The sequence below is a fragment of the Solwaraspora sp. WMMD1047 genome (genome assembly GCF_029626155.1).
Taxonomy (GTDB): Bacteria; Actinomycetota; Actinomycetes; order Mycobacteriales; family Micromonosporaceae; genus WMMD1047.
This window is the reverse complement of the sequence record NZ_JARUBL010000001.1, coordinates 5,345,356-5,359,412: the sequence shown is the minus strand read 5'-3', so window position 1 is coordinate 5,359,412 and position 14,057 is coordinate 5,345,356. Positions and strand designations below refer to the sequence as shown.

At 72.0% G+C, this 14,057-nt stretch carries 21 protein-coding genes; 1 reads left to right on the top strand and 20 read right to left on the bottom strand.

The window, feature by feature from the left end; all coding sequences use genetic code 11:
• Positions 1-62: 62 nt before the first annotated feature.
• From O7627_RS24390 to O7627_RS24340, 11 genes are all read right to left on the bottom strand, one after another.
• Positions 63-647 carry a hypothetical protein gene (locus tag O7627_RS24390; RefSeq protein ID WP_278095807.1) on the bottom strand — a complete coding sequence of 195 codons (585 nt, stop codon included), beginning with the start codon at positions 645-647 and terminating at the stop codon, positions 63-65.
• Between the two features lies 1 nt (position 648).
• Positions 649-1,005, bottom strand: a complete 357-nt coding sequence (locus O7627_RS24385; RefSeq protein ID WP_278095806.1) for a hypothetical protein — start codon at positions 1,003-1,005, stop codon at positions 649-651.
• Positions 1,005-2,018 (bottom strand): major capsid protein, encoded by a 1,014-nt coding sequence (locus O7627_RS24380; protein ID WP_278095805.1) that lies wholly within the window; start codon positions 2,016-2,018, stop codon positions 1,005-1,007. Before O7627_RS24380 ends, O7627_RS24385 begins: the two co-directional genes overlap by 1 nt.
• Before the next feature lie 38 nt (positions 2,019-2,056).
• Positions 2,057-2,800, bottom strand: coding sequence for a hypothetical protein (locus tag O7627_RS24375; RefSeq protein ID WP_278095804.1), 744 nt, complete (start codon positions 2,798-2,800; stop codon positions 2,057-2,059).
• 121 nt (positions 2,801-2,921) lie between these two features.
• A complete protein-coding gene (locus tag O7627_RS24370; RefSeq protein ID WP_278095803.1) occupies positions 2,922-3,179 on the bottom strand; it encodes a hypothetical protein in 258 nt (85 codons plus the stop codon).
• The gene (locus O7627_RS24365) at positions 3,176-5,230 is read right to left on the bottom strand and encodes a phage minor capsid protein (RefSeq protein WP_278095802.1); all 2,055 of its coding nucleotides are present in this window, start codon (positions 5,228-5,230) and stop codon (positions 3,176-3,178) included. Before O7627_RS24365 ends, O7627_RS24370 begins: the two co-directional genes overlap by 4 nt.
• A gap of 3 nt (positions 5,231-5,233) precedes the next feature.
• The gene (locus O7627_RS24360; RefSeq protein ID WP_278095801.1) at positions 5,234-7,063 is read right to left on the bottom strand and encodes a phage capsid protein; all 1,830 of its coding nucleotides are present in this window, start codon (positions 7,061-7,063) and stop codon (positions 5,234-5,236) included.
• A gap of 21 nt (positions 7,064-7,084) precedes the next feature.
• A complete protein-coding gene (locus O7627_RS24355; RefSeq protein ID WP_278095800.1) occupies positions 7,085-7,324 on the bottom strand; it encodes a hypothetical protein in 240 nt (79 codons plus the stop codon).
• Positions 7,324-7,584 carry a hypothetical protein gene (locus O7627_RS24350; RefSeq protein ID WP_278095799.1) on the bottom strand — a complete coding sequence of 87 codons (261 nt, stop codon included), beginning with the start codon at positions 7,582-7,584 and terminating at the stop codon, positions 7,324-7,326. The genes O7627_RS24355 and O7627_RS24350 overlap by 1 nt, the downstream gene beginning before the upstream one ends.
• Positions 7,585-7,600: 16 nt before the next feature.
• Positions 7,601-8,890, bottom strand: a complete 1,290-nt coding sequence (locus O7627_RS24345; protein ID WP_278095798.1) for a phage terminase large subunit — start codon at positions 8,888-8,890, stop codon at positions 7,601-7,603.
• Positions 8,880-9,398 (bottom strand): helix-turn-helix domain-containing protein, encoded by a 519-nt coding sequence (locus O7627_RS24340; RefSeq protein ID WP_278095797.1) that lies wholly within the window; start codon positions 9,396-9,398, stop codon positions 8,880-8,882. The genes O7627_RS24345 and O7627_RS24340 overlap by 11 nt, the downstream gene beginning before the upstream one ends.
• Positions 9,399-9,539: 141 nt before the next feature.
• Between O7627_RS24340 and O7627_RS24335 the strand changes: the two genes are divergently transcribed.
• Positions 9,540-9,719, top strand: coding sequence for a hypothetical protein (locus O7627_RS24335; RefSeq protein ID WP_278095796.1), 180 nt, complete (start codon positions 9,540-9,542; stop codon positions 9,717-9,719).
• Positions 9,720-9,880: 161 nt separating this feature from the next.
• Here the strand turns inward: O7627_RS24335 and O7627_RS24330 are convergent, their stop codons facing one another.
• The 9 genes from O7627_RS24330 to O7627_RS24290 all read right to left on the bottom strand — a co-directional run bounded on the left by O7627_RS24330 (position 9,881) and on the right by O7627_RS24290 (position 14,053).
• Positions 9,881-10,153, bottom strand: a complete 273-nt coding sequence (locus O7627_RS24330; RefSeq protein WP_278095795.1) for a hypothetical protein — start codon at positions 10,151-10,153, stop codon at positions 9,881-9,883.
• A complete protein-coding gene (locus O7627_RS24325; RefSeq protein ID WP_278095794.1) occupies positions 10,150-10,338 on the bottom strand; it encodes a hypothetical protein in 189 nt (62 codons plus the stop codon). Before O7627_RS24325 ends, O7627_RS24330 begins: the two co-directional genes overlap by 4 nt.
• Positions 10,335-10,607 carry a hypothetical protein gene (locus O7627_RS24320; protein ID WP_278095793.1) on the bottom strand — a complete coding sequence of 91 codons (273 nt, stop codon included), beginning with the start codon at positions 10,605-10,607 and terminating at the stop codon, positions 10,335-10,337. The genes O7627_RS24325 and O7627_RS24320 overlap by 4 nt, the downstream gene beginning before the upstream one ends.
• Positions 10,604-10,936, bottom strand: coding sequence for a hypothetical protein (locus tag O7627_RS24315; RefSeq protein ID WP_278095792.1), 333 nt, complete (start codon positions 10,934-10,936; stop codon positions 10,604-10,606). The genes O7627_RS24320 and O7627_RS24315 overlap by 4 nt, the downstream gene beginning before the upstream one ends.
• Before the next feature lies 1 nt (position 10,937).
• The gene (locus O7627_RS24310; protein WP_278095791.1) at positions 10,938-11,561 is read right to left on the bottom strand and encodes a hypothetical protein; all 624 of its coding nucleotides are present in this window, start codon (positions 11,559-11,561) and stop codon (positions 10,938-10,940) included.
• A 57-nt stretch (positions 11,562-11,618) separates the two neighbouring features.
• On the bottom strand, positions 11,619-11,813 hold the full coding sequence (locus tag O7627_RS24305) for a hypothetical protein (RefSeq protein ID WP_278095790.1): 195 nt from the start codon (positions 11,811-11,813) through the stop codon (positions 11,619-11,621).
• Positions 11,814-11,922: 109 nt separating this feature from the next.
• Complete coding sequence (locus O7627_RS24300; protein ID WP_278095789.1) at positions 11,923-13,677, bottom strand: hypothetical protein; 1,755 nt, start codon at positions 13,675-13,677, stop codon at positions 11,923-11,925.
• The gene (locus tag O7627_RS24295) at positions 13,674-13,874 is read right to left on the bottom strand and encodes a hypothetical protein (RefSeq protein WP_278095788.1); all 201 of its coding nucleotides are present in this window, start codon (positions 13,872-13,874) and stop codon (positions 13,674-13,676) included. The genes O7627_RS24300 and O7627_RS24295 overlap by 4 nt, the downstream gene beginning before the upstream one ends.
• Positions 13,874-14,053, bottom strand: coding sequence for a hypothetical protein (locus O7627_RS24290; protein ID WP_278095787.1), 180 nt, complete (start codon positions 14,051-14,053; stop codon positions 13,874-13,876). The genes O7627_RS24295 and O7627_RS24290 overlap by 1 nt, the downstream gene beginning before the upstream one ends.
• Positions 14,054-14,057: the final 4 nt, after the last annotated feature.

Sequence of the window (14,057 nt, the reverse complement as noted above, 5' to 3'; positions counted from 1 at the left end):
CCCCTCCGCGTGTTGGTGGTGCGGTGCCCGGCCGGCCTTCCCCGCCCGGCCGGACACCACGATCAGGTGATGACGACCCGGGGGATGAAGTTCTTCGCCGTCGGCGTCGCGATCGTTGGCGGCGCCGTGTCCGTCAGCGTCGAGCCCGACGACACGGACAGGTTCCGCTCCCCGGTCACGATCGCCGGCTGCCCGATGGCGCCGAGCAGGGTGCACACCGACGTCGAGTTGACCATCACGCTGGCCCAGTAGATCCCCGACCGGGTGATCCGCTGGGCGGTCGCGAGGGCGAGGGTCTTGGTCGTGTTGGCCGCCCAGGCGGTCGACGTCTGGTCGGCCGTCTGGGCCAGCAGCGCCGGGGTTGCCGCGTCGCTGTAGAGGGCGAACCACCAGTTGGCCGGGGTGCCGACCGCCGTCGCGCCGGAGGTGAACGACAGGTTGGTGACCAGGTCCCCTGCGTGCAGGTAGACCGCCACGCTCGTCATGACCGCGTCGGCCAGGGCGACGTGCCCGGTGTCTCCGGCCGAGTCGGTCAGGCCGACCCGGGGGAGGTTCGACCGCCAGAACGTGTCCGGGCTGGACGGGTCGGCGGCGTTCAGGTAGCCGAGGGCGTCGCGCACATTGCGCTGGTATCCGCCGAGCTGCATCTCAGTCCTCCTTCGGGCCGAGGACGTGCTCGGCCAGCTCGTCGCGCTTGAGCGGGGTCGCCTCGTCGAGGGTGAGCCGCTTCTCGCCGGCTGCCTCGCTGGTCACGAACGCGATCCACGCCTCCTTGGCCGCACCCCGAGCCGGAGGCTCCGGTGAGGGGGGAGCGGGGGGCTGTTCGGCCTGGACTGCTGCCGGCTCCGATACCTCCTCGACGCGGTAATCGCGCCGCCGGAAGTAGGCGAGCGCGGCCTTCGCGCCGGGCGCCGTGTCGTCGACCTCGCCGCGGCCGGCCACGAACGCGACACCGCACCGCTCGCCGGCGAACTGCTGGTTGGGGGTGTGGATGATGTATCGCATCAGCCCGACACCTGCACCCCGCGGAGCACGCCCGCGCTCTTGGTGGACTTGACGACCAGCGCCGCTGGCCCCATCTCCACCTCGCCGGTCTTGACCGCGCCGGCCCGGTCAAACTCGGGCAGCCAGGTCTGCACCAGCGGCACGTTCGCCGGGGATGCGGCGTGGACGCTGTCGAGGCCGAAGGTGACGGCGTACAGGTCGGTGTCGTTGGCGACGATCGGGATGATCGACGTCGACCCGTCCGCCCGGTCGCCGATGTCGACCAACGCCCAGTCGCCGTAGCGCATGACCTGCCGGCCGACGCTGTCCTTGTCCTCGCTGTAGATGCCGGCCCAGCGGGCGAGCGCCTTCACCCGGGTGATCGACCGGGTGTTGCCGAGGATGGCCTTCACCCCAGGCGGCAGGGCGCCGGGGGTGCCGAGGTCACCGCCGCCGGTGGTCGACGGGACGATGGTGGCCAGCCACTCGTCGAGTTCGTCGAGGGCGGCCATGGCCAGGGCCTGGGTGGTGATGGTGCCGGGGGTGATGTCGGCCATGCCCTCGGACGCGGTCCGCTCCGTGCTGCTGCCGGTGAGAAGCTGGTCCAGGCCGTCGAAGCCCTTGTCGTCGCTGGCGATGTCACCGTGGATGAGTTCCTGCTGGAAGCGGATCCGCGTCGAGGTGAGCAGCTGCTGCATCTGGAACGTGACTTCGTTCGTCGCGGCGGCGCCGAGCTGGGCGATGACTCGGTCCACCTCGAAGGCCCCGCCCAGGGGCTTGAGGTCCACCGAATAGCGCTGCCTGGTGGCCTTGCCGGGGGTGTACTCCGAGTTGATGGCCCGGAAGGCAGCCGCCGCGGCGGTGATGAGCCGGGTGTAGGAGTAGGTGAGGGACGTCCCGCCGGTGCCCGGCGTGACGGTGTCGTCGAAGACGATCTGGTCCAGGAGCCAGGAGTAGCGCCGGAGGTTGTCGATCACCGCGTAATCGACGTCTGCCTGCGTGTTGACCTGGGCCTGGGCGAGGGTGACAGGCATGTGCCGCTGTCTCCTAGCTCTGGAGTGTGGGTTGTGGGTTACTGGCCGCTGAACGCTCTGCTGACGGCGGCGGAGAGGCTGCCGCTGCGCTGTCGGCCGTTGTTGCCGCCGCCGTGGTCTGCTCCCTGTCGGGCCGGCCCTTGGCCTCCCTGGGTCGCAGCGGCGAGCTTGGGGTTGGCCTTCACCGCGTCCCGGATCGCGGCCGTCACCGACTTCTCGAAGTCGGCGGCGGTCGGGTCCAGGTCGGCGAGGGCCTTCATGAAGCCGCGGGAATCCTGGAGCGCGTCGACGTCGCCGCCGGCCTTACCGGCGAGCTTGTAGAGCGCGTTCTCGATCCGCAGTTCCCGGTTCTGCGCCTGGGCGTCGGTCAGCTCCTTGGCGACCTTCGCCGCGGTGGCGGCCGGGTCGGTCTTCGGGTCCGGCTTGAGGCCGAGGGCCACGAGGACCGCGTCGAGTTTGGCCTGTTGGTCCTGCTCGGCCTTGATCCGGGCGTCCTTCTCGCGCTTCGCGTCGTCTCGGGCCTTGCCGAGGTCCCGCAGGGCGCGGTCGGGGTCGAATTCGCCCTTGATCTTCGGGGTCTTGCCGGTGCCCGGGTCGCCGTCGGCGCCCTGGCCGTCACCGTCGTTGCTGCCGGTGTCGTCTCCGCTGGAGCCGTCACCGTCCCCGCCGCTGTCCCCGTCGCCGGAGCCGCCGGCGGCGAGCCGGATCGGCGTGCCGTTGCGGCGGTAGCCGATGATCTGGCCGGCGAGTGCGCTGAGGGTGCGGGATCGGGTGTGGTGCACGATGCCTCCTTGAGGCTGTCGTTGGGTGGGTGGTGCTGGCCCCGGGCCTTGCCGGGGTGGTCAGGGGCGCGCAGGGCCGCCCGGACCCGCGCGGAACGGGTCGGTGCGCGGGGCGGTGCGGCTACTCGGCGGGAAGGCCCATGATCCGCCGGGCGCGCTCGTGGAACTCGTCCAGAGCGGCGGCGGGGGCGTCCAGGTCGACGTGGTGCACGTTGTAGTCGCTACCCGGTGTCGGGTGTTCGGTGGGCCGGAAGCCGGCGTCGTCGGCGTGCCGGGCAGTCCACTCGCGGTGCCAGTCGCCCAGCTCGGTGAGCCGGCGTACCCGATCCTCGGACGGCCGGACGGGCTGGCTGCGGGGGCGGGGCATCGGCTGGCTCACAGCCACTTCACCCCCTGCCAGTCCGAGCCCAACATGGTCATCTTGCCGATCCATTCGCCCCCGGCCGCTTCACTGCGGCCGAGCTGGGAGATCTCCCACGCGGACGGGTACCGGTCGGAACCGAACGGTTCGGTTGCTGCTCGGTCGAGGATATCGCCGGTGGCAAGGAGCTGGCGGTCCAGCGCGTCGGCTGTCGCCCTCAGCCGACGGGCGTCCTCGGCGCTCGCGGCCGCGGCCCGCTCGCGCAGCTCGGCCGACCGGCTCTGTACGACACCGACCATGAACCGGAGCCGGTTGATCACGCTTTGGGCAGCGTAGTCGTCGGCGAAGTCGTAGCCGTGGGATGCCCAGGTGTAGCCGCCGACGTCGATGTTGGCGTGGACCTCGATCCTGACGATGCCCTGCGACCGGTACCACCGTTCCAGATTGGCGTTGAACTCGGACGCGAAGCCTTTGCCGCGCAGGTCGCGGTCGATCTGGAGGAACGCGTGCACGGCGACCAGGTCATCCCCGTCGCGGTAGAACGCCCGCTGAACCCGGCCGGACGGCTCGCCGCCCTGGTCAACGATTCTCGCCGAGACGATCAGGCCATGGCCGCGGCCGGCCGCGCCGAAGCCTTCGTATCCGGTGACGTCGGTGACCTCTACGCCGAGGCCGGCGTACCGGCCGTCGATCACGCTTGCCATTCGGTCGCGGACCAGGTCGCGGTTGGCGGCCCGGTCGAGGTCGACGGCCAGAATGTCTGTGAGGGACTCGGTTGGCGGCGTCGGCGCGCTGCGGGTGCGTTGTGGCAGCGCGGGCGGTGCGGGGGTGGGTGGTGCCGGCGGTGTCAGGTCGGCGGCCTGGATGGGGGAGCCGGGCCCGCCGGCGAGCGGCCGGGGAGGCGAGACCCCGGGTCCGCCTGCGCGAGGGCCGGGGATGTTCCCGGCGCCGGGCTGCTCCCTGTAGCTCAACCTCTTCAGCTCCGGGTTGGCCGTGAGGTGGTTGCGCATCTCGCCCTGCCAAGCCCGGACCTTCGCGCGGGCGCCCGCGGCGGCGGCCGGGTCCAAGGCGGCGGTCTCGCGCTCCTTCCACTTCCGGATCTGCCGCTCGATCTCGCGCTGCCGCTCCTTGGCGCGGTAGCCCTCGGGGTTCTCGGTGGGCCGGGCCGGCCGGCGGGTCGCGCCCGGCAGGAACGCCCGGAGGCTGTGCGTGCAGTTGGGGTGTTGCAGGCCGGCAGCCCGGGCGTCGGCCACGCTGCCGGCGATGTCCACGGTCACCGTGCCGGACCCGACCGCGCTGGGCAGCTCCACCCGGCCACGCTGCCCCCCGGAGATGCTGAGGATCTTGCCTTCCCACGGCCGGCACTTCGGGCACTCCCGGGGCGAGTCCGAGACGATCACCGTGTCGACGCCGAGGGTCGTGAGCCGGTCTGTCTGGCCCTGGACGGCGGCCCTCTGCGTCACCGTCCGCGTGGCCATCTCCACGTAGGAGGAGAGCCTCCAGCGGCGGCCGGAGCTGTCGACGAAGGACGTCAGGCCCTGGTCGACGAGCTTCGCGTAAGCGTGCTGGCTGGCCTGCCGGCGGGTCATGCCGCCGGCGATGGACACCGCAGACGCCTGCTGGATGACCGACCGGTAGGCGTCGAGGACGGTGCGGAGCACGTTGGAGTGCTTCGCACCGATGTCGGCCACCAGCGCGGCGGCGAGGGACTCGACCGCGGCTACCCTCGGCACCTGCTGGATGACGGCGGCGAGCCGGCCCGAGTCCGGATCACCCCGCAGTAGCTGCGCGGGCAGGCCGGTCGTGGCGATCGCCTGACCCGAGCGGTACGCCGCGGCCAAGGTCTGGCGGATCTGGTCGGCGCCCGCCGCCTGGACCAGGCCGAGAATCCGCTCTGTCGCCGTACGGAGGGTGGAGAGCGCGCCGAGGCGGGTGACGGCCCAGTCGGGTGCGTCCATGCCGGCGGCGAGCCGGCGGGTGATCTCGGCCAGGATCGCCTGCTCCACCTCCTGGTAGAGGCCGACGGTGGAGGCGGTGACGGCTTCGATCTGGTCGCCGGTGAGCGCCACGGCCTACTCCTCCGGCTCGCCTTCGCCTTCCTGCTCCGGACCGCCCGGGGGCGGGTTGTTGCCGGCCAGAGCGCCCAGCGCCGGGCCGACCTCAACCGGCTCCGGCTCGTCATCCTTGATGCGCGCGACCTCCTGCTGGACCTGGGTGTCGTCCCAGTCCGGATGCACCATCCGCACCCGGGTCTCAACCGAGACGGCCTCGGCGGCGTGCAGCAGCTGGAGGGTGCGAGCAACCGTCTCCGGTGCCTCACTGACCGAGTCGCCGAACTCGACGTTCGGCCGGACCGGCTCCACCTTCCCGGCGAGCTGGGCGCGCTCCACCGCCAGGTGCAGCTCGATGTACTCGGCGATCGCAGGGCCCCAGGTGTTGACCCGGTTGCCGCGGGTGGTGAAGCTCATGCGCTCCCGGGACTGGACCTCCGTCGCGGTGACCGCGACGTCGCCTTCATCACCGAGGGTCTGCGAGGAGAGGCCGGCGTGCCGCATCGCCACTTTGGTCAGCTCGTCGATCGTGGCCCGGTGCTCCTCGACGCGGATGTCGAACTGGCTGATGGTGATGCCGGTGCCGGAGTCCGGCAGTGCGTTGACGGCGGTGAAGACCTCCCGCTCGGCGTCGAAGCTCGCGCCCTGGCCGCGGCCGGCGGACTGGAGCATGTAGTCGGGGACGACCAGGCGGCCGCGGCCGAGCCTGATGTCCCGCATCCACGAGGTCCACGCCTCGTCGACGGCGTCGAACCACTGCTCGTTGCCGTCGAGGTCGGACCGGCCGAGGTACTTCAGGCCGGGCGTGGTGCGCCAGCGGCGCTGCGGGCCGGCGTTGGGCACGCGTACCACGTCCAGGCGGTTAAGGCCGGTCACCTGGCTGCTGTCGGCGTCGACAAGGTCGGCGAGGTACGCGGCGCCGTCATGCTCGGTCAGCGGGATCACGCGGCCGAGCTGGTCTGGGGTGCCTTCGTGGAGCTGGTAGACGATCCGGCCGACCTTGCCGACCACCTCGTGGTGTTCGAGCAGGCGCACCACCGTGTTGCCTTCGCGGTGCAGCTCGGACCAGAAGGTGACGTCGACCAGGCGACCCCAGCGGAGGTTGGGCAGGGCGCCGTCGGCGTGCACGACGGACGGGAATGCCTTGCCGGGCATGACTTCCTGGTCGACGACGGGCCGTAGGTAGACGTCGCCGAGGGCCGAGTTGGCTTCGGCGGCCTGCAACAGGAGGGAGTTGAGGCCGTCCTCGATCAGCGTTTCGAGGCGGGTCATCACCGACGTGTCCTCGTGGCTGATCTTCGGCGGCTCGGAGAACAGCAGGTTGGCGACCGACGCGGTGAGGTCGGCGGGAAGGGGGCAGTGCAGCCGGGCGTCGCGGGAGCCGACCGGGGGCGGGTTGCCCCAGAGCCAGCGGCTGAAGGTGCCGACCAGTCCGCCGGCGTACTGGCCGGCTCGGACCCGCTGGCTCGGGGAGAGGTTGGTGCCGTTGACGGCGCGGTTGAGGTAGACGGTGCGGAGTTGGTCCGGGTCGCCGCTGTACCAGGCGTCCCAGTCGCGGTAGGCGCTGTAGGCGGGGGCGTGTGCGGGGGGCGGCCAGGCGCCCCCGGTGGGCATCGGCATGAACTGGTGCCCTCCTCCGGTGACGGCTTGGGTTGCGGTGGTCAGTGGCACCCAGACCACCAACGCGGGAAGCGGTTCCTCCTGGAGCCACCCGGTTTCGTCGGGGGCGTAGATGGAGGCGAGGAGGCAGGTTCCGGCGACGCACGCGTGCGCGATCTTGCGAAGCAGCATGGTGAAGATGGTGAGTCGCCGACCGCGCAGATAGCCGACGGTCGATTGGCTGCCGGGCATCCAGGTCGGCTGGCGGCCCGGTCATCGAGCGCGCCACGCCCCGCGCTCGCGAAGGATGGCGCGGGCGGCAGGCGCCCAGTCCTGCGGTCGCGTGGCGATCGGCATGGGCGCGGGCCGGAACAGGCTCAGGTTGAGCACGGGTGGCGGCTCGATCGGCGGCAGCGGCGGCAGGCACCCGGTGCACGACCCGACGCGGCAGGCGGGGTAGTGCATGCTGGTGCCGTACTGCTCCGGGGTCAGCGCGGCGGTGAGGCCGTCCATCAGGCCGGCGAGGTCGGTGGCGTTGCCGGCGAGGCGCCCCGGTAGTTCAGCTCCCGGGCGACCGCGGCGTTGGCCCAGAACATGACCTCTTCCAGCGAGGTCAGCGCGAGGGACTTCTCCCGGCACTCCTTGTCGATGACCTCGTTGAGGAGCTGGGCGAGCGCAGCGGAGGCGTCCCTGATCAGCTCGTGCTTCTGGACGATCGCCGGGGTTGACGGCGGGTGGTGGGCGAAGCGGTGGGCGAGCTGGCCGGCGTCCATGGGGCTCCTTCGGGGGTCAGGCTGCGAGGTCGACGGCGCTGCGGAGCATCGGCCGCCACAGCACCTCGGGCGTCTTGATGGCATATCTGGCGGCATCGATTGAATGGTCGTCCGCCTTGATCGGCGCGTCCGAACCGTCCCGCTCGATGGCCTTGTCGTCCCACGAGTAGCCGGGGATCTCCTCGATCAGGCCCTTGCACGACCGGTGGATCTTCAACTGGTCGTTGCCGAGGAGGCTCGACATGAGCCGGATGCCGTCGAGGACGCTGTTGTCGGCAGCCGCCGACGTCATGCCGTCCTCGTGGAGCTGGAGCCGCAGCGACCGCGCGGACGGGTCGACGACGGTCCACTCCGGGGCGAGGCCCTTGAGCCCGGTCGCGCCGGGCACCTCCAGGCCGTGAAGCCAGGCGCGGATCTCGCGGGACAGGCCGGCGTCGGTGAGCTGTCGGCGGGCGGTGGCCGGGTCGTGCCGCCACTCGTGGGTGAGGTAGAGGCGGCCGTCGCGGCCGGCGCCGAGGATGAGGGCGGCGGTGGCGTTGCGGGTGCCGTAGTCGATGCCGACGCTGATCCAGCGGTGGATCTCCGGTAGCACGGGGACGATGTGGCGGTCTTCGTCGAACATGTCGAAGACGGCGCCCTCGGCCTGCACCCAGGCGCCCTGGATGAACCGCTTGAACCACAGGCCGACGTACTCGACTTTCAAGCTGGCCACGTAGGCCGGGTCGAGGTGCGGGTTGTCGTCCAGGGTGGAGTGCCAGGTGCGGAGGTTCAGCTCGCCCTGCCGAAGCAGGTACTTCTTCCGGAGCCAGTGCGCCGGGCTGTCCGGGTTGGTGGTGCCGAAGAGCTGCGCGCCGGGCACGCTGAGCCGGGCCAACACCTGGGTGAAGAACGCTTCCGGGATGGTGGTCAGCTCGTCGCCGTACGCCAGGCACAGCGTCATGCCGCGGACTTTGGGCTCCGCTTTGGCGTCGTTGGCGCCCAGGACGTCGACCTCTCGGCCGAGGATGGTGCCGGTGGGTGCGCCCGGGTTGTACTTGATCAGGCGGGCGAGGGGGCCGAACAGCGCCGGGTCGGTAAGCACCGCGAACACGTTCCGGTTGACCGACTCGCGGGTCTTGCCGAAGAGCAGGACCCGGCCGGACGTCGGCGCGGTGGCGATCGCGAGGAGCAGCCGCAGCAGCGACGCGACCGTCTTCCCGGACCTGACCGAGCCCTGCCAGATATTCAACCGGGCCGTGGACTCGACGACGCTCCGGAGGTGGATCGGGGACAGGGACCGGGTGACGACGTCGAGGTCAATCGCCATCGGACTCGGCGGCGGTGAGCTGGTCGTAGGCGGCGCCCAGGCCGCGGGCGAGGGCGCCGAGCATGCTCTTCGCGGCGTCGATGCCGGGGTCGGCGTCGTACTCGTCGAGCCGAACGGCCTTGTCGATCGCCGTGCCGATGGCGGACATCAGGTCCCGCTTGTCCCGGAAGCTGGGTTCGCTGATCAGGGCCTGCTCGAAGGTGTTGTCTTTGCCGCCGAAGTTGTAGACGGTGCAGGCGGTGAAGAGCTGCCCGCGGAGTTTCTCGGCGTCGTCGAGGAGGCCGAGGGCGAGGGTGGCGCGGCGGGCGCGGGCGTCGGCTTGCTTGGCGGCGGTGGCCTTGGCGGCGGTGGTGCGGTCGAAGTCGAGGCCCTGCTCGGCGGCGAGTCGGGTGATGGTGCGGGTGCCGCGGTTCAGGGCCTTGGCGATCGCGTTGCGGCCGAGGCCCTGGGCGTGCAGTTCGCGGACCTGTTGGCGGTCGTGGTCGGTGACGGGACGCTGCTTGGCCATGGTCGGTCACCTCCGCCGACCCTTGGCCGGCTGGCTATCGGCGACGCGCCTTGCGCGCTGCCGCTCAGCGTCCCGGTCTGTCGCATTTGGAGCCGGTACGCTCAGTGGTCCAGTTCTCAAGATCACAAGGAGGGGGTCAGGATGGATCTGTGGTCCATGGCGTTCGACGACATGAACGCGCTCGACGGCCAAGCAGATGAGATGACGGTTGATCAGCGCCTGAAGTTGGCGGAGGTCAAGGCGCTGCTGTCCATCTCGCAGGAGCTGTCACGGATTCACCACCAGGGCATCAACCCGGAGTACGACTCGTCCGCAGGCTGAGTGTTGGGCCGGCGGTCCGCCACGGTCCGCCGGCCCGACCACCACCACCTGCCCGCGCGCCGCCGCCCCTGGGTGTCCGGGTCCGGGGATGACGGCAGCCCGGGAGCGTGATCGCTCAACCGGGCTGCGGGCAGACTCCGCCTGTCGGCGGGATGGTCAAATCATGCGGCGATCATGGGCGTTCCGTCAACTCGCCGCTTCCGGCCGCGCGCGGATCGGCGCTTGGCGGCCTCCACGCGGGCGGCGTCGCGCCAGCGGTAACGCACCTCGGGACGGCCGTTGGCGCCGAGGATCCGGTACGCCTTGAGGTCGCCGTTGCGGTCCCAGTTCCGGACGGTCTCGGCAGTGACCTGGTCGCCGTCGAGGCTGAGTTGGGTGAGGCGGGCGGCGATTTCGGCGCGGGTGCCGTACTCCTCGCCCTGGACGGTGATCACGGCTCGATCACCTCGCCGTCGATGACCTGGCCGAGGCCACACTTCGCGCGTAGCCGCTGGTACTCGTCGGCGGTCAGGATCGGCTTGTACTTCTCACGCAGCAGGCGCTCGAACTCGGCGGGGTCGGGTGCCTGGATGTTCGGGATGTCGAAGGTGGGGCCGAGGACGTCGACCAGCTCCGTCATGGCTCCACCAGGGCTTCGGCGGCTTCCTGGGCGGCGATGCGGGCGACGTCGGCGAGGGTGAGCCGCACGGTGCCGTCGGTCGAGCAGACGCCGATGCCCTGCTCGACCTGGAAGCCGCCGCGTTCTTGGGCGGTGAGGGCCGCGACCAGGCGGGCGTGGATGCGGGCGGCGAGGCTGGCGCCGGGCTCGCTGGTGGTGCGGAGCCTGGCGGCGGCTTCGGCGGTGCGGTCGAAGATGGCCGCGGGCGGTCCGGGCTCGGTGGCGGTCATGCTGCCGATGGTACGGCTGAGGTGCCGCACGCGTTGCAGGTGAAGCCGGCCGGTGGTGCCCCGTTGCAGGCGTCGCACTGGGGCGGCTGGGTGAGTGCCCAGGGGTCGACGCCGAGCACGGCGGCCAGGCAAGCGAGGTCGTCGGCGTCGACTCGCCGCTCCCGGCGCTCGATGCGGCGGACGCCGAGGATCGGGATGGGGTGACCGATCGCGGCGAGCTGCTTCACCAGCTCGGTGTACGTCATGTGGCGTTGTTCGCGAATCCGGCGGAGGTTGTTGGCCACGTTGGTGCCGAGGGGGCCGATGGGGATGCGCTTGATGTCGGCCATGTCAGGCGGCCTTCCGGTCGGTGGTGGCGGTCAGGGTGGTGCGGAGCCAGATGTGGGTGACGCCCTGGGCGCGGATGGGCATCTGGCAGGGGCACCCGTCGCCGGTGCAGGTGCATCCGGCGCCGCACGTCACCGTCCAGTGGTCGCGGGGGCCGGCGTCGTGCAGCTGGAGGAGGCGCACGCCGCACCCGGGGCAGTCGCCGGGCCAGGCGGTCAGCCGCGGCGGTGCCGGCAGGGCGGCGTCGATCCGGCCGGTGAGCATCCGGAAGCAGCGGGCGGCGACGTTGGCGGCGCGCGGCTGGAGGCGCGGCAGGAGCGGCAGCAGTCGGGTCATGGGGTCGATGGGGCTGGGCGGGGTGAGCTGGTCGGCGATGGCGGCCAGGCGGTCGCCGACGAACTGAGCGAGGTCGGCGAGGGGGTCGTGTTCGCGGGTGCCGAGGAGGGCGATGGTGCCGACGGGGTCGCCGTGGCCACCCAGCGAGGATCGGCGGCCGAGGGTGGAGGAGCGGAGGCCGTCGGGCTGGTCGACGACCTGGCGGCGGGTGGCGATGGTGCGGGCGAGTCGGCGGCGGGCGGTGTCGAGGGTGTGGGCGGTGGTGTGTGCGTGGAGGTGGTGGGGGTGCATGGCGGCCTCTCGGGGGTTGGGCCGGCCGCCCGCGGTGGGCGGCCGGCGGTGCGGTGGTCAGAACGGGGATTCGTCGCCGAGCTGGCCGGTGCGGTGGGCGCGGGTGATGCGCTGGCGGATGGTCCAGGTGGCCCAGACCCAGTGACTGCGGAGCCAGGACGGGTTGCAGTCGGGGCAGCGTCGGCCTCGGCGGGTGCGGCCGGAGTCGCAGCAGCGGTAGCAGTTCGGTTCGGGGGCGTCGTCGTCGTGCATCAGGCGATCCGGTCGAGGGCGGTGAGGGCGGCGCCGAGGCCGAGGATGACGCCGACGCCGACGGCGAAGCCGCAGAGCAGCTCGTAGGCGAGGCGGCGGGCGAGGGCCTTCATCGGGTGACCTCCGGTCGGTCGCCGATCTCCAGGCGGTCGCCGAGGTCCCCGATCGTGATCGTGCATCCGACGGCGGCGGCGAAGCCGACCCGGTAGCCCTGCTTGGCGGCGCTGCGGATGATGTCCAGCTCGAACGGGGACTGGCGGATGGTCGGCTTGGGTAGGCCGGCCACGAGGGCGTCGAGCTGGTCGTTGGGGATGTCCTGGCCCTGCGACGGTGCCGGGCGGAGGAGGCGGACCAGCGCGCCGGCGAGCGGGTACGTCGGGCTCGTCACCGCGGTGGCTGTCCAGGCGGCGTCCCAGCGGTCGAGGAGTGTCTCGATGGCTTCGGCGCGTTCGGCGTCGCCGGTGGCGGTGTCGAGGTCGTGGCGGGCGGTGGTGATGAGCCGGTCGGGGTCGAATGTCTCGGCGGCCGGGGCGGTGTCGGCCTGGGCGAGGCGGTCGCGGAGCACGTCGGACAGGTCCGGGCCGGCCTCGGCGGCGGTGTCGGCGATCGTGACGGCCGGCACCGACAGGTCCACACCCGGCCAGGCGTGCAGCAGGACGTCGACGGCCTGAGCGAGCGGCCCGTGAAGCGGCCAGTCCGGCGAGCCGGCCTCGACGTACCGGCCGCGCCACTCCGCGGCGCCCTGGACCAGGGCCAGGACGCGGTCGATGGCTTCCAGCGCGGTATCGACCGGCCCGGTGCCGATGAGCGCCCACGGGTCGGGCTGAATGCTGCGGTCGAGCAGGCCGGTCCGGAGGCGCTCCAGCTCGCCGGCGAAGCGGCGGGCGGCGGCGTCCGGAGTCTCGGCCGTGTCGGTCGGCTCCTGCGGCTCGTCCGCGTCCAGGCGGTCAACGGCGGAGGCGAGCTGCCCGGCCGCCGCGGCGTGGTCGAGACCCCCGCCTGGCCAGTACCGGCGCCACTGTCGGGCCAGGTCCAACACGTCCCGCTCAGCCTGCCCCTGCGCGCGCGAACCGGGAACCGGGGTCGCGGCGGCGGTGGCTTGGCGTCGGCCTTCGAAGGCGATGTGGGCGTTTGGGCGGCACTGGTCGACGCAGATGTGGGCCGCGGCGGTGGGCTCTTCCTGGGCCTTGCTGGTGCGGATGTCGGCGGCGAGGGTGGTGCAGTCTTGGCAGGCTCCGCAGTGGGGGCATCCGCTGTCGGTGCGGCCGGGTTGGGTGCAGAGTCCGCCGCCTTGGTAGCAGCCGCAGTGGGTGCAGTGGGCGTCCTGGGTCGCGGGTGTGGTGCTGTCGGTGGCGTTGAGGGCTGCCTTGACGGCTGGGTGGTCGAGTGCTTCGCCCTGTTCTTCGGCGTAGCGGTCGAGGGCGGTGAGGGCGTCGCGGACGCTTTGGGGGAGGGCGGTGGGGTCGAGGTGGCTGCTGTGGCTGTCGGGGTGGAGGTCGCGGTGGGTGCGGGCGCAGAGCTGGTCGAGGGCGGTGGCGAGGGTGCGGATGGCGGTTCGGAGGTTGGCGCGTTCGGTGAGGAGTTGGTCGACGCGTTGGCCGTAGAGGTCGCGTTCGGTGGTGGCGTCGCGGGTGATGGCGTGGGCGCGTTGTTCGGCGGCGGCGATGATCGCGGTGCGCACGGTGGAGATGTGGGTGGCCTGGTCGGGGAACGTCACTGCCGGGCTGTCGTTTCGGTCGTCGAGGGCGGAGGTGATCCAGTCCTTGAGCAGGTCGGTTCGTTCGGTGGGCTGGTAGTAGGTGCCGTTCCAGGTGACTTCGAGGAGGAGTCGGGTGGGTTCGGTGGTGGCGGTCTGGTCGGTCATCGGGTGGTCCTCTCGGCTTCGATGTCTCGGCGGATCTGGTGGCAGCGGCGGCGCCAGGCGGCGGGGCTGGGTGGCCAGGTGGGCCAGGGGTCGGGGTCGGGTGGGCGGTGGTGGGCTTGGGCGCGGGCGATGGCGGCGGCCGCGGCGGCCTGGGCGGCGCGTTCGCGGACGGTGCGGTGCCGGGGCAGGACGGTCATCAGGCGGCGTCCCGGCGGCGGCGGCGAGCCCGATCGGCGGCGGCCCTGCGGCGGCGGGCGCGTTGCACGGCGGCCTCCAGCGGGGTCACCGTGTCCGCGTTGGGCGCCTCAGTGGCGATGCCGACGAGGCGGTTCAGGGCGGCGGAGTGCTGCGGCGCGGGCAGGTTCTGCGTGGTCACGTCG